Annotated in this window: 11 protein-coding genes and 1 tRNA gene; 8 read left to right on the top strand and 4 right to left on the bottom strand. The window is 47.1% G+C overall.

What is annotated here, in order from left to right; genetic code table 11:
• Window positions 1-177: 177 nt before the first annotated feature.
• From N530_RS0107565 to N530_RS0107555, 3 genes are all read right to left on the bottom strand, one after another.
• A complete protein-coding gene (locus N530_RS0107565) occupies window positions 178-543 on the bottom strand; it encodes a hypothetical protein (RefSeq protein WP_026480206.1) in 366 nt (121 codons plus the stop codon).
• 37 nt (window positions 544-580) lie between these two features.
• Window positions 581-2,668 (bottom strand): DUF6538 domain-containing protein, encoded by a 2,088-nt coding sequence (locus N530_RS0107560; RefSeq protein ID WP_162150943.1) that lies wholly within the window; start codon window positions 2,666-2,668, stop codon window positions 581-583.
• A 147-nt stretch (window positions 2,669-2,815) separates the two neighbouring features.
• Window positions 2,816-2,889 (bottom strand) — tRNA-Gln (locus N530_RS0107555).
• A 171-nt stretch (window positions 2,890-3,060) separates the two neighbouring features.
• Between N530_RS0107555 and N530_RS17630 the strand changes: the two genes are divergently transcribed.
• The 5 genes from N530_RS17630 to N530_RS0107530 all read left to right on the top strand — a co-directional run bounded on the left by N530_RS17630 (window position 3,061) and on the right by N530_RS0107530 (window position 8,224).
• Entirely contained in the window at window positions 3,061-4,551 is a 1,491-nt protein-coding gene (locus N530_RS17630) for a Ppx/GppA phosphatase family protein (protein ID WP_211097867.1), read from the top strand.
• Window positions 4,548-5,267 carry an RlmE family RNA methyltransferase gene (locus N530_RS0107545; protein WP_018689462.1) on the top strand — a complete coding sequence of 240 codons (720 nt, stop codon included), beginning with the start codon at window positions 4,548-4,550 and terminating at the stop codon, window positions 5,265-5,267. The genes N530_RS17630 and N530_RS0107545 overlap by 4 nt, the downstream gene beginning before the upstream one ends.
• 99 nt (window positions 5,268-5,366) lie before the next feature.
• Complete coding sequence (locus tag N530_RS0107540) at window positions 5,367-6,140, top strand: MBL fold metallo-hydrolase (protein ID WP_026480204.1); 774 nt, start codon at window positions 5,367-5,369, stop codon at window positions 6,138-6,140.
• 152 nt (window positions 6,141-6,292) lie between these two features.
• Entirely contained in the window at window positions 6,293-7,795 is a 1,503-nt protein-coding gene (gene guaB / locus N530_RS0107535) for an IMP dehydrogenase (RefSeq protein WP_026480203.1), read from the top strand.
• 9 nt (window positions 7,796-7,804) lie between these two features.
• A complete protein-coding gene (locus N530_RS0107530; RefSeq protein ID WP_026480202.1) occupies window positions 7,805-8,224 on the top strand; it encodes an MAPEG family protein in 420 nt (139 codons plus the stop codon).
• Here the strand turns inward: N530_RS0107530 and N530_RS0107525 are convergent.
• A complete protein-coding gene (locus N530_RS0107525) occupies window positions 8,202-9,314 on the bottom strand; it encodes a PQQ-dependent sugar dehydrogenase (protein WP_026480201.1) in 1,113 nt (370 codons plus the stop codon). The two genes, N530_RS0107530 and N530_RS0107525, sit on opposite strands and share 23 nt — an antisense overlap.
• A 180-nt stretch (window positions 9,315-9,494) precedes the next feature.
• On the opposite strand from N530_RS0107525, the gene N530_RS0107520 reads away from it, so the two are divergent.
• The 3 genes from N530_RS0107520 (at window position 9,495) to N530_RS0107510 (ending at window position 13,636) form a co-directional block, all read left to right on the top strand.
• Window positions 9,495-10,781 carry an RsmB/NOP family class I SAM-dependent RNA methyltransferase gene (locus N530_RS0107520; RefSeq protein WP_026317417.1) on the top strand — a complete coding sequence of 429 codons (1,287 nt, stop codon included), beginning with the start codon at window positions 9,495-9,497 and terminating at the stop codon, window positions 10,779-10,781.
• Between the two features lie 86 nt (window positions 10,782-10,867).
• Window positions 10,868-11,851, top strand: coding sequence for an ABC transporter substrate-binding protein (locus tag N530_RS0107515; protein WP_026480200.1), 984 nt, complete (start codon window positions 10,868-10,870; stop codon window positions 11,849-11,851).
• A gap of 24 nt (window positions 11,852-11,875) precedes the next feature.
• Window positions 11,876-13,636, top strand: a complete 1,761-nt coding sequence (locus N530_RS0107510; protein WP_026480199.1) for an iron ABC transporter permease — start codon at window positions 11,876-11,878, stop codon at window positions 13,634-13,636.
• Window positions 13,637-13,642: the final 6 nt, after the last annotated feature.

Below are 13,642 nucleotides of genomic sequence, written 5' to 3'. Positions count from 1 at the left end.
CATAGTAACACTGCTATAGCTGCCTATTGGTTAATTTGGGTCGAAAGCGACGGAAGACTGTCTAAGCCTAAATGCCCATTTCACCCAATGTGGGCTTCTATCGCTACAAGTTGGTATTTTTGATCTTATCTTCTTACCCCATCACCCTGAGCTTATTAGACAGTTTGCGCCATCAGTTTAGCTGTCTTTCGTTTGTTTGCTCAAAGCTTTCAGTTCTTTGTATCTAAAAGCGCGATTCAAGTGGTTCTCAATCTGGTGCGTGGCCCAACGCGGGATCTCCTTATCAACGTCAGGATCATCCTGGCTGTCAGGATTTCGCTTGCGCTGATTCAGCAAGTCGTCTCGAATTTTGTCTATAATTACACAATAAGACCGGGCAGTATTTACCCACTGTCGTTCAAGCGCTACATCGATAAACTGACGATGAGTTTTATAGAGCGCTTGCTGTATTACTGTGGTGCTGGGTGTGCCCGTATCTCTTTTTTGAGCATCACGTTTTGCTTGCCAAGCAGTCTGCTGGTAGCGTCTTCTTCCAACTGCCATCGGTAGATCCTCAGCGCAAAATACTTGTCATAATTACTCAGTTAAGTTTCTTAAGCGCCGGTATTCGGCCCCAAGGTGCTATTCGTTTTTCGGCGATCCACGGAAGCAAGTTAATGGGTCTTGCTTTCAAGTGAGCTGTAATAATGGGTAGCTTATCCATCACATCGCGAATTTGCTGAGGTGTGGCCGAGCCGGTGTAAACAATCTCATTCGTGGATGCACCTGTTTGCCCCATCAGCGTTCTGCGGTCTTCAGAGCTGACACCAGCACGATACAAAGCAGTATTTATCCCGTGACGAATTGCATGCAGCATGCGATCCCAACTAATAAGCTCAGCTGTATGTTCAGCGTTATATGCTTTTCGTGACTTGTCTAAAATGTGGTATATTCGCTCGCCTGGGTCGTTCTTTATGTGAGCGTGAAATAAATCTGGAAATAGCTTTTCGTACCCCAGTTTTTTAATCTTGCTTACATAATCCAAGAAACCAAGTCGGAGCATTTCACGCGGAACCGGTATCTTGCGGATAGACGAAATGTTCTTAACGCGCTTCGTTTCAGAGTTTCTAAAATGAATAATCGGAATGCCATCAATCTCTTCGATGTCTTTGACATCTAATTGTGCGATTTCACCCCTTCTACACGCTGTATAAACAAGCGCGAGCATGCACCAGTAGACACCTGTATGATAAACTTCATTACCTGGATATGACTGCTTTAACTCACTCTTACATCCAGTGAAGGGTGGAAGCTTAAATACACCTTCGAGTTTATCGAGTTCAGGTTTTGGCGAAGCTGCATTTTGTTGGGATTTACTTTTCTTCGGGGGAAGCAAGCCGTCATAATCAAATTTGATCACACGAACACCTGCTGATCGCAAATGCTTTTCAAAAGCTTGAACATAGACGAAATGCCGTCTGATCGTAGGTGCGCTCAGTCCTGTTTTCGCGCCCTGTTTCTTTAAATATGCGGCTCTTGACCGTAATTGCGCCGGTGTTGGATATGGCTGATCGCTTCGAATGCTACGGCCATAGTCCTTATGTATTTGGCGCAGAAATTGTGAAAAATCTTTTACGTGTTTTTGTCTAATTTCAGATGTGTGCGTGACTTCAGCTTCATCCAATATGGCGCGGAAGAGTTTGATGGTTTGACGTGCTTGTTGCTTGGTTTTCGCATCCCATTGGCCGTCTGCATCTTTTATTTCACACAGATCGTCTAGATAATGATCGAAATCGGATGTTGAGATGTCTGTCAAACCATCAGGTAGCGGCGTATTTTGATAGGCAGTGCTATCATGAGAAGCATGTGTTTGCTCAAAATGCTGCTGAATGATTGGTGTTTGAGGCTCGATACCATTGGTTATGTCGGCATTGGCTGGCTCAGCGGTGGCTAAAGCACTTTTTAGCATGTCATCAATTGTTGTATTGATCGCTGGATTTGTCTCATTGCCTAAATCGCTATGAGTGTCTTCTAAGATAGCTGGGTCTATCGCTGGCCAGCGCTTTTCATAATCTAATAAGGTTTGCGCACGCGCTTTGAATATTTCTGTCAGGATAGCTTGTTGGTTCAGTGCGGTTAGCTCCACTCCGAGCCTCTGAATAATAGGATTCGCAATGCGGTCTATACTGGGTTGGTAGGAGAACCTTTGATGAATTAGTCCGTAACACATGTTGATCCCTTTTATTCGGGATTTAGGCACACCACTGCGCATCAGATACTTACCAACGTGGCAATCAGGTGAAAAATTAGTGCTTACTTTATGACCAAAAACAGCCGCGACCATATAAGCCCAGCCATTATCGTGGTCTGCTTCTAGTTCTTCAGGATTGTGCGCCTGAACATTTAACCTCGCACACGTTGCTATTCTTCCGATTTTTTCATCGTAGCGTTCGCGTTCAACTTTAAAGATAGTTGTCAGGTCATTTTTAGTTATCAGTTTTTCTGGCGCAAATAAGCTCATTTCATCTCTTTTCAAATTCAGTCTTCGTGCGAGGCATTCAGCCTGTTGCAGATCTTGAGTTTTGAGGGAAAGACAAAGGTGAGTGCAATTGCTGAAGGTTGCAAGAGATGATGGAATTCTGGCGCGCCAATAGTATGTTTTTCCACGTCTTATTAGATTATTCGTCATTCGAGTGCTCATTCCGAGCACAAAGCTGTGCTACAGCTTTGTGCTACATATCTGTGTAACAAGCAGAATTTCGTGTGACACAAAAGATTCTCAGTGAGAGTGAAAATCTTTTAAAAACAATACGTTATATAAAAGGGAAGTTTGAGCTGGCTGGGGAACCTGGATTCGAACCAGGACTAACAGAGTCAGAGTCTGCGGGTCTACCGTTAACCTATTCCCCAAGAGCATGAGTAATCAGATACTCAGCGCCGCGTGATATAGTCATCTTAATATCGAAATGCAAATATCTTATTTGTAAATTTCATATTGGCGATTCACGCCATGGCTGTTACCCTCTTATCAACTTGAACATTAAACGTGTGTTGCGCCTATGGCTGCACCGCGTGAGAGGTATGAACGTGACTAATACTGGCAAATCGGGGTCTATCCCCGATATGTCAGCCTCGTCATCGGGATCAGTATCTGAAAATTTCAGTGCTGATCGACAAGCTCGGCGTCCCGAAGCTGTTGCAGGTAAGAGCCAAGTGGCCTCTTCTGCAGATGGCTCGGGGCAGGCAAAAGAGGTGCGTTCTCTCAATGAGAGGCCTTCCTCTAACTTGCCAGATACCGGCAGTGACGTGTCTGACGGACAAAAGTCAAAGAAGCGGAGACGCAAACGTCGCAGAAGACGTGGTGGCGCCAACGTAGGTCATCAACCTTCGCAATCATCCAATGGTGCCGTTGAAAGTGGAGCAAGCATTGGTGGTGCAAAGCTTGGTAATGGGGCAGCTGACCTTCATAACGGTAAAGCACATCCAAACGCAGCGCGCCCTATCGTCCATCATTCAAATGACGCTTATGCGGCACTTGATCTGGGCACGAATAATTGCCGCTTGTTGATTGCTGTTCCAACCAAGCCGGGCAGTTTTCGCGTGATTGATGCATTTTCGCGCATTGTACGCTTGGGCGAGGGATTTGGCGCAACGGGCCGTTTGTCTGATGCAGCAATGGACAGAGCGATTGAAGCTTTAAAGGTCTGCCGCGACAAGCTTTATGCACGGCCAATTCAAAAGGCGCGATTGATCGCAACGGAGGCTTGCCGATCTGCGGTCAATGGCGGTGATTTTCTTTTGCGCGTCGAACAGGAAACGGGCTTAAAGCTGGAAGTTGTGGACCGGGAAACGGAAGCGCGACTGGCCGTATCGGGTTGTTCATCGCTGGTTGACCGAAGCGCAAAATCTATTATCCTGTTTGATATTGGTGGCGGTTCTTCTGAGATAGCACTGGTCAACGCTGAAAATCACCGTGGTGGCCGCCTTGCCAATCATATTCGTGCGTGGACATCGCTGCCCGTTGGCGTGGTCACGATGGCGGAAAAATTTGGCGGTGAAAATGTCACCCACGCCAAGTTTGATGATATGGTCGACTATGCATTGAACCTGCTCCATGAGCATGGTGATGCCGATCTCATGGCAAGTAGCTCATTTGGCGCAAGAAGTGTTATTGATGACGATTTCCACCTTATTGGCACATCAGGAACTGTAACCACTTTGGCGGGTATTCATCTTGATTTACCGCGCTATGATCGCCGCCGTGTTGATGGATTGTGGATGTCATCGAACCAAGTAGATGCGATTAATCATAAACTTCTCAATTGGACTTTTGCGGAACGTTCGGCCAATGCTTGTATAGGTTCGGACCGCGCAGATTTGGTCTTGGCGGGCTGTGCAATTTTAGAAGCAATTCGCAAAGCTTGGCCTTCAGAGCGCTTGCGCGTTGCGGATCGTGGGCTGCGCGAAGGTATATTGACCGAGATGATGGCTTCAGATGGCGCTTGGCGCAGACGCAATCGGGGTTATAACCGCAATTGGAAATCAAAGAATAGGCAAGGGCCAAACCGATGAAAAAGAAGTCTGGAAGCGAGCGCCGTGCGGCGTCAATTAGCGGTCGGTCTATCAATGCTCATGTCAAAAGAGGACAGAAGCTTAAACCTTCGTCACGCCGTTGGATTGAGCGCCAATTGAATGACCCTTATGTTCAACGCGCCAAAGCAGAAGGCATGCGCTCTCGTGCGGCCTATAAGCTGATCGAGATTGACGACAAACATAAGATTTTGAAAAAAGGCTCTAAGATTATCGATCTGGGTGCCGCGCCGGGTGGTTGGTGCCAAGTGGCGGTTAATAGATGCGGCTCTTCAGATGAGAATAAATCTATTGTCGCTATCGATTTTCTTGAAATGGACCAAATGCCAGGTGTCCACGTTTTTCAAAAAGACTTTTTGGATGATGATGCACCAGACGCGCTGATAGAAGCGCTCGGCGCTGCACCTGATATCGTATTGTCTGATATGGCCGCGCCAACAGTTGGGCACAGAAATACCGATCATATGCGCACAATGTATCTTGTTGAAGTGGCCGCAGACTTTGCAATTAAAGTGTTAAAGCCGGGCGGACATTTCTTGGCAAAAACCTTTCAGGGCGGCACCGAGAAAGCGCTGCTTGATTTGCTGAAAGCGAACTTCAAAACCGTTGCCCATATTAAGCCGCCATCGAGCCGGTCTGAAAGTGTTGAGCTCTATCTATTGGCAAAAGATTTTAAGGCGAAACCGCAAGAGTCTTAAAATATAAAGCGATAAGCTCTCGAAGAGTTGAACTGGGTCGCGTTGTCTTTTCAAAGAGCTGCGCCATATCATCAAGCTCAACACCAAAGGGAGCTCTTCATGTCCATTTCAAGACGTCAATTCATTCACCGTAGCGCTGCAATGACAGCGGCGGTGACATTTTTGCCCTATGCTGCCCGTGCAGCTGGCCATGCAAGCGATGTGTTTAAATCGAACGCTGGCGATATTATCGTTCATCCCGTTGCGCACGCATCTTTCGTTATGGAAACACCAGTCGGCACAATCTATGTCGATGCCGTTGATGATGCTTCAGCCTATGCTGATTTTCCATCGCCAGATTTGATTTTGATTACTCATGAACATGGCGATCATTATAATGCTGAAACACTTGGCGCGTTGGCGACCGACAAAACGAAATTGATTACCAATCCTGCTGTGCTGGCTATGTTGCCTGATGATTTGAAATCAAAAGCATCTGCAATCGCAAATGGCGAGGATACAGAGTTTAACGGTCTCAAAATTTCTGCGATACCAGCCTATAATACGACTGAAGAGCGGCTTCAATTTCACCCAAAAGGGCGAGACAATGGTTATGTACTCGGATTTGATGGTTTTACGATCTATATTTCCGGCGACACCGAAGACACGCCAGAAATGCGTGCGCTTGAAAATATCGACCTAGCATTTGTGTGTATGAACCTGCCATTCACTATGGATGTGAAAGCAGCAGCCTCTGCTGTTTCTGAATTCAAACCGACATATGTTTATCCATATCATTATCGCGGCCGTGACAATGGCACTCAAGATCCTGCAGAATTCGCAGAACTGCTTGAAGGTGAAATCGAAACTAAAATGGGTGGCTGGTACAACTAAAAGCCCACAATCGGTTTGCTCTCTTAAAATTAGAGGGCAAACTTTTGTTAAAGCGACGCAAGGGTCTTTTATAAATTGCAAAGCCGTGGTAGCAGCCGGTGTCAACGCATCAATCGGCAATCGCAAGTTTGCCCCAAAGACGGATGACACCCATGTCCAAAATTCTTATGACGCCCACAGGTGAGCAAGCGCTAACCTTCGATGATGTTTTGTTGCAACCTGCACACTCTGAAGTGATGCCAGGCCAAACCAATATATCGACGACAATTGCTGATGGTATTGAATTGTCATTGCCAATTATGTCAGCGGCGATGGACACGGTTACAGAGAGCAAGCTCGCAATTGCGATGGCGCAAGCGGGCGGCATTGGTATTGTGCACCGAAACCTTGATCCTGCAGCGCAGGCAGAAGAAGTTTATCAGGTCAAAAAATTCGAAAGCGGCATGGTTGTTAATCCGGTGACGATTGGACCGGATGCAACATTGGCCGATGCGCTTGGATTGATGAAGCGATATAATATTTCAGGTATTCCTGTCGTTGAAAGCTCAGGAGCCGGAAGTCAGAAGCCGGGTAAACTGGTCGGCATTTTGACCAACCGCGATGTGCGTTTTGCATCTAATCCAGATCAAAAAATTTCCGAACTGATGACGCATGAAAATCTCATCACGGTGAGCGAAAATGTCAGTCAAGATGAAGCAAAACGCTTGCTTCACCACCACCGCATTGAAAAATTGCTGGTTACAGATAATCGCGGTTATTGCGTTGGCTTGATTACAGTTAAAGACATTGAAAAATCTCAGCTTAACCCAAATGCTGCCAAAGACGGGCAGGGACGTTTGCGTGTCGGTGCTGCGGTTTCAGTTGGTGATGACGCCATTGAGCGTGCTGAAAGACTGATTGCTGCAGGTGTTGATTTGATCGTTGTCGATACTGCGCACGGCCATTCTCAGCGCGTATTGGATGCCGTAACGCAAGTTAAAAAAATGTCCAATGCAGTGCGCATTATGGCAGGTAATATTGCAACGGCAGATGGTGCAAAGGCGCTGGTAGATGCTGGCGCAGATGCGATTAAAGTCGGCATTGGGCCTGGCTCTATCTGCACAACGCGCGTTGTTGCGGGTGTCGGTGTTCCTCAGCTAAGTGCGATTATGTCAGCGGTAGAGGCAGCCTCAAAAGCTGGTATTCCTGTAATCGCCGATGGCGGCATAAAGCTTTCTGGCGATATGGCAAAAGCACTCGCTGCTGGTGCACATGCCGTTATGGTTGGTTCAATGCTTGCAGGCACAGACGAAAGCCCGGGCGAAGTATATCTATACCAAGGCCGCTCATTTAAATCATACCGTGGCATGGGCTCTGTCGGAGCGATGGCGCGTGGTTCAGCGGACCGTTACTTCCAAGGCGAAGTACGTGATACATTAAAACTCGTACCAGAAGGCATTGAAGGACAGGTGCCATATAAAGGCCCAGTTGGCGCAGTATTGCATCAATTAGCCGGTGGTTTGCGCGCTGCAATGGGTTACACAGGATGTCCTGATTTGGAAACATTCCGCGAAAAATCACGCTTCGTGCGTATTACCAATGCCGGCCTTCGTGAAAGCCATACACATGACGTAACGATTACACGTGAAAGCCCGAATTATCCAAACGCAGGTTAGGTAAAAACCATGAACCAGAACCTCATCTTTTGGCCGCTTATTATTCAGGCTTTAGTCTCGCTCTATTTGTATTTACCAATGGGGCGGGCAAGGATTGGTTCAGTAAAAAGTGGTCAGGCAAAAGCGCATGACTACAAACTGCCAAAGCAAAATGAGCCGCCAGAAATTGCTAAGTTTGGCAATGCGGTTTCCAACCAGTTTGAATTGCCCGTTCTCTTTTTTGCAATAACACTGGCGTTTCACTCTGCAGGCTTGGTGGATATGGTGGCGCTGGCTTTGGCGTGGATATTTGTCACCCTTAAAACGGTGCACAGCTTTGTTTACATCACAGCCAACAAGCTGAAATGGCGCTTCCAAATATTTCTTGCGTCATTATGTGTGTGCACTCTTTACTGCATCTGGTTCGCTATCCGTTTGGTTCTAGCTTAAGCAAGCGCCCTTCGGGGCCGTCTTCAAGCACATAGACTTCGCCATTTGTGCCTTGCTCGACCTCGCGCACGCGGCTGCCCCATTCAAAGCGCTCATTTTCTGTCGCTGATGTGCCGTTGATATCAACATGGATAAGCGCCTGACTAGCAAGGCCGCCAATCAGCGCAGCGCCATTCCAGTCGGCAAATTGATCTCCATTATAAATGACGAGTCCTGATGGTGCGATCGTTGGCACCCAAAATGCTTGCGGTGCATTGAATTTTGGATCGCTCTCATGGTCTGGAATGGGAATGCCTGAATAATTGTCACCATTTGAGACAAGCGGCCATCCGTAGTTTTCGCCTTTCTCAATCAGGTTTAATTCATCGCCATGACGCGGGCCCATTTCATGCGTCCACAACTTTCCATCTGCGCCAAAAGCAATGCCGAGTAAGTTGCGATGGCCTATTGTCCAAAATGTTTTGGCAATCTCGCCATCGCTTTGAAACGGATTATCTTCCGGCACTGAACCATCAAGATTAAGCCTTATCACCTTACCAAGGTTCACGCTCATATCTTGTGCGGGTTTTTGCATCTGTCTGTCACCAGATGTGATGTAGAGCTTGCTATCAGGGCCGATGGCCAGCTTATGGGAATAGTGCCCTTGGCGGCCTTGTTTGTTTTGCTCCCAAATGCGCGCAATATCTGCCAGTTGAAGTTTACCGTTTTCGGCGCTCTCCAGCTTGGCTTTAACAACCACGGCACCAAAATTGTCGGCATCTTGTTCAACATAGGAGAGGTAAATTTCATCTTCGGCATCACCAGCAAAGATGACATCGCCCAGCCCGCCTTGTCCGCCATAAAAGACTTCTGGAACGCCCTTAATTTCCGTTTTCACACCATCTTTTGACAGGTGAAATAATTGGCCAGATTTTTCAGTGATCAGCGCGTCGCCGCTTTGGCCCATGACCATCGCCCATGGTTCGTTGAAAATGGCAATCTCTGTCGCTTCAATTGCGGTGCCATTCGTGCCTTTAATTTCAAAAGCGCTGGCTGAAACTGTACCGGATATAAGCGCGGCGGAGATAAGAATTGTTGTACGGTATTTCATATGGTTCTCCCTAACAGCTTTAACATACATACGAATGTGACGGTGATTGGATTGATTAATCCTGTTTGCGATTATTTATGCATGTTGAAGCCATGATAATGTACAAAGCGCGGATTCACCTTGCACTTGGGGCAAGTGCATCATACTGACATGTATCATTTTAAAGACGGGATCACCGACATGCGCCTAGGCGGACGAATTCAAGCAGCGATAGAAGTTTTACAAGATATGGAGAGCCGTAATCGGCCCGTATCCGTGGCCCTTAAAGATTGGGGCAACAACCATCGGTTTGCTGGCTCTGGGGACCGTAATGCCATTGGCAATTTGGTCTATGATGCCCTGCGCAAACGCGCATCGACTGGCTATATGTTTGGCGGGGAAGATGCAGAAGCGCTAATCTTTGGCACTTTGCTACGTCAATGGGGCATGAGCCTTGCTCAGATTCAGGAAGCGCTGGCCGATGATAAGTTTGCGCCGGAAATTCCTGTTGCACGCATAGAAGCTGCATCGCAAAAAGATTTGGCTTTCATGCCATCTGAGGTTGAGGCGGATGTGCCTGCATGGGTAAGCGATCACCTTGAAGAAGCATTCGGTGATGAATGGGTCGAAGAAGCAAAAGCACTTGCTGAACGCCCGCCACTTGATATGCGCGTTAACACACTGAAAGCAGAGCGCGAAAAAGTTTTGAAGCAACTATCAAAACAGGGTGCAAAGCCTTCTAAAATTGCGCGCCAAGGTATGCGCATTTCAGCCAAAGGTGGCGCAAGCCGCATGCCGAATGTGACTGCGGAACCGGCATTTCAAAAAGGTTGGTTTGAAGTTCAAGACGAGGGAAGCCAGATCGTTGCTGATCTTGTTTTTGCACAAGGCGGCGAGCAAGTTTTCGATTATTGCGCAGGTGCTGGCGGCAAAACTTTGGCGCTGGCCGCCACGATGGACAATAAAGGTCAGGTGCATGCTTACGATGCTGACAAGCAGCGTTTGGCACCGATATTTGATCGTTTAAAACGGGCAGGGACACGCAATGTGCAGGTTCATGCCGCTGATGCAGAGATAGATCATTTACATGGTAGCTTTGACCGTGTTGTTGTGGATGCACCTTGTACTGGTTCAGGCACATGGCGCCGCCATCCAGATGCTAAATGGAAGTTGACGGAAGATCAGCTGGAGAGCCGCAAGCTGGAGCAGGCAGCTATTCTCGATACAGCGCGCAACTTCGTAAAGCCGGGCGGTTATCTTTGCTACATCACTTGTTCCATTTTTCAGGATGAGAATGAGGATCAAATCTACGCTTTTGGCGACCGGCATGACGATTTTGATTTATTAGGCGCAGGCGAAGTTTGGGAAGAACTTTTTGGTACGGATGCACCAAAGCCGTGGACCACGGATTTTAATTGTGTAACCTTAACACCGCGAACAACGGGGACAGACGGCTTCTTTTTTGCCGTACTTCAACGCTTGAAATGATGTTGTGATTTTGTGTAACTGTCATTTAAAAGTTACACAAAAGCCATAGGCCTTCGGTTTAATGCAAACACCGAAGGAAATGTTAAATGCGTAAATTAATTACCTCGATTCTTGCTGCTACCACTGTTCTATTAAGCGCAGGCTTTGCGCACGCCATTGATGGAACATTGACGCTTTATACAAGCCAGCCGAATGACGATGCTCAAAAAACCATCGATGCATTCAAAGAAAAATATCCTGATGTCGATATATCTTTTGTGCGTGATGGTACGACGAAAATCATGGCTAAGTTACGCGCTGAATTGCAAGCAGGCGCAACACCAGCAGATGTGTTGTTGATTGCAGATAGCGTAACAATGGAGAGCTTGGCAGCAGACGATTTACTAATGGCGCATGAAGGCGCTGATATTTCTGCATATGCATCAGGTATTCATGATGAAGAAAAGATGTGGTTCGCCACGAAGCTGATAACAACGGGCATTATCTATAATACTGCGGCACCGGTTACACCTAAATCATGGAATGATTTACTCGGTGAAGCTGCCAAAGGTCAGGTTGCTATGCCATCCCCATTAACATCAGGCGCAGCGCTCATTCACACAGCCACGCTCATCAACAATTTAGATGCGGGTTGGGGTTATTACGAAAATCTTGCCGCAAATGGCGCGCAGGCATCCGGTGGTAATGGCGGTGTTTTAAAAGCCGTCGCAGGTGGTGAAAAGCTTTATGGCATGGTCGTTGATTTTCTACCGATCCGTGAAAAAGCAAAAGGCGCACCTGTTGATTTCGTTTTCCCAGAGGAAGGTGTTTCTGCAATTTCTGAACCGGTCGCAATTTTGGCAGGTACTAAAAATCCAGAAGCGGCAAAAGCATTTATCGATTTCTTAGTTTCAAAAGAAGGTCAGGAACTGGCTGCATCACAAGGCTATATGCCTGCGCATCCTGATGTGGCTGCACCTGAGGGTTTCCCAGCACTGAATGATATTAAGATTATGTCATTTGATGCGGCAGCTGCACTGAATTCAGCAGAAAGCGATAAAGCCAAATTTGCAGAAATTTTCAGCCAGTAAGCATCGTTTGAGATAATCATCGAAATGATTAACACACTATCGCGTCGGCGGATAAACACGCGAACATCTGCCGGCGATTGGACGTTGCATGAGGGCGGCCCACTTGCGATATGCGCCCTTTTTGTCGTTTTGGTCATCTGCGGTGTGCCAATCTTGCAGTTGGTCTTAGCTGCAACTGGTTCATTTTCTGCAGGTGTTGAAACGACGCTAAAAACTTTTTTCTCGGCTCAAATACTGACGGCTACTTCGAATACAATTTCAGTCGCTCTCGCCTCTACCATTATCGCTGGTGCGATAGGCATTTCACTCACTTTAATTTTAATGACTGTGCAGTTGCGCGCGCGGCGGCTGTTGGCGTTTGTATTTATACTGTCATTGATGATCTCGCCGCAGATATCAGCACTTGCATTTAAAACACTGGCTGGCCCAGCATCTCCATTGTTAAAAGCGTTTGGACTTGCCCCGCCGCCAGGTACACCCAATCCGATGCTGGGCTTTGGCGGGATTGTGCTGGTTATGGGACTTCAACATGCTCCTCTTGTTGCTATTACTTTGGCAGCAGGTCTTTCGCGTGTGCCGCATTCTATCATTGAAGCTGCGCTTTTGGATGGAGCAAAACCACTGGCAATTTTCTCGCGCATATTGCTTCCCTTGGTGCGTCCACATGTGGCGTCTGCATTGTTGCTCGCTTTTGTGGCAGGTGTCGGCAACTTTGGTATTCCTGCATTGTTAGGGCTACCTGTTGGTTATATGACGTTGCCGACATTGATCTTTCAAAAATTGGCGAGTTTCGGCACCAACACAATTGCCGAAGCGGCATTAATCTCAATGCTGATCGGCGTAATAGCCAGCATAGGCGTTATTGCTTCTGCAAGGTTGTTATCACGCAACAATGTTCGATTGCAGGGTGGCGATAGGTTGGCCGTATTCATCAATGCAGGCCGCTGGCGTGTTTGGATCGAATGTGGACTTTGGTCGTTTTTTATATTGACCATTTTCATTCCTATGATGTCACTATTGGCGACATCAATTGTTCCAGCTTACGGCATGCTATTACGCTTTGATACTTTAACGCTTGATCAGTATGTTGAGGTGTTGTGGCGACAAGATATTACGCGCCGCGCATTCTCAAATTCTATGATTTATGCCTCATTTGCCGCTATTATATTGTCAATATTCTGTATGCTATTGGCCTATGTGCTGGACCGCCGCCTAACGCGCATAAGGTCCACAATATTAGCGCTCGTTGAGATGCCCTATGCTTTGCCGGGTGTGGTGGTGGGCATTGCTTGTATACTCTTGTTCGCTCGTCCACTGCCTATTATCGGCGTATCTATCTACGCAACAAAATGGGTTATATTGTTTGCTTATTGCGCGAGCTTCATGGCGATTGCGCTTAAACCTATTTTTGCGGCAATTACCTCATTGGACCGCGATATAGAAGAGGCCGCACTTTTGGATGGCGCTGGTCTTCGCCAAAGATTATTATCGATTATTATGCCCTTGATCCTTCCCTCACTTCTGGCTGGAGCGCTCATGGTGTTTCTTATTGCTTTTAATGAGTTGACTGTTTCTGCGCTGCTTTGGTCGGCTGGTACTGAAACGATAGGCGTCGTTCTACTTAATTTAGAAGATGCAGGTTTGCCCACACAAGCAGCAGCTATGGCTGTGGTGTCAACGATGGTTGTTGCTATTTTAATGTTGGTATTAGAAGTTGTTGGCGATATGTTTCCAGAAAATACACTGCCTTGGCGGCAGTTAAGTGCCGCGCAGAGAAACAAATAAATTAGT

It is taken from the genome of Ahrensia sp. 13_GOM-1096m (genome assembly GCF_000620605.1).
GTDB lineage: Bacteria > Pseudomonadota > Alphaproteobacteria > Rhizobiales > Rhizobiaceae > Ahrensia > Ahrensia kielensis.
Note: the sequence above shows the minus strand (reverse complement) of the source record. Positions and strands in the feature narration are given on the sequence as shown.

Excerpts from the sequence above, each read along its gene's own strand:
- N530_RS0107565 (WP_026480206.1), bottom strand. The coding sequence starts at position 543 with ATGGCAGTTGGAAGAAGACGCTACCAGCAGACTGCTTGGCAAGCAAAA.
- N530_RS0107560 (WP_162150943.1), bottom strand. The coding sequence starts at position 2,668 with ATGACGAATAATCTAATAAGACGTGGAAAAACATACTATTGGCGCGCC.
- N530_RS17630 (WP_211097867.1), top strand. The coding sequence starts at position 3,061 with ATGAACGTGACTAATACTGGCAAATCGGGGTCTATCCCCGATATGTCA.
- N530_RS0107545 (WP_018689462.1), top strand. The coding sequence starts at position 4,548 with ATGAAAAAGAAGTCTGGAAGCGAGCGCCGTGCGGCGTCAATTAGCGGT.
- N530_RS0107540 (WP_026480204.1), top strand. The coding sequence starts at position 5,367 with ATGTCCATTTCAAGACGTCAATTCATTCACCGTAGCGCTGCAATGACA.
- guaB (WP_026480203.1), top strand. The coding sequence starts at position 6,293 with ATGTCCAAAATTCTTATGACGCCCACAGGTGAGCAAGCGCTAACCTTC.
- N530_RS0107530 (WP_026480202.1), top strand. The coding sequence starts at position 7,805 with ATGAACCAGAACCTCATCTTTTGGCCGCTTATTATTCAGGCTTTAGTC.
- N530_RS0107525 (WP_026480201.1), bottom strand. The coding sequence starts at position 9,314 with ATGAAATACCGTACAACAATTCTTATCTCCGCCGCGCTTATATCCGGT.
- N530_RS0107520 (WP_026317417.1), top strand. The coding sequence starts at position 9,495 with ATGCGCCTAGGCGGACGAATTCAAGCAGCGATAGAAGTTTTACAAGAT.
- N530_RS0107515 (WP_026480200.1), top strand. The coding sequence starts at position 10,868 with ATGCGTAAATTAATTACCTCGATTCTTGCTGCTACCACTGTTCTATTA.
- N530_RS0107510 (WP_026480199.1), top strand. The coding sequence starts at position 11,876 with ATGATTAACACACTATCGCGTCGGCGGATAAACACGCGAACATCTGCC.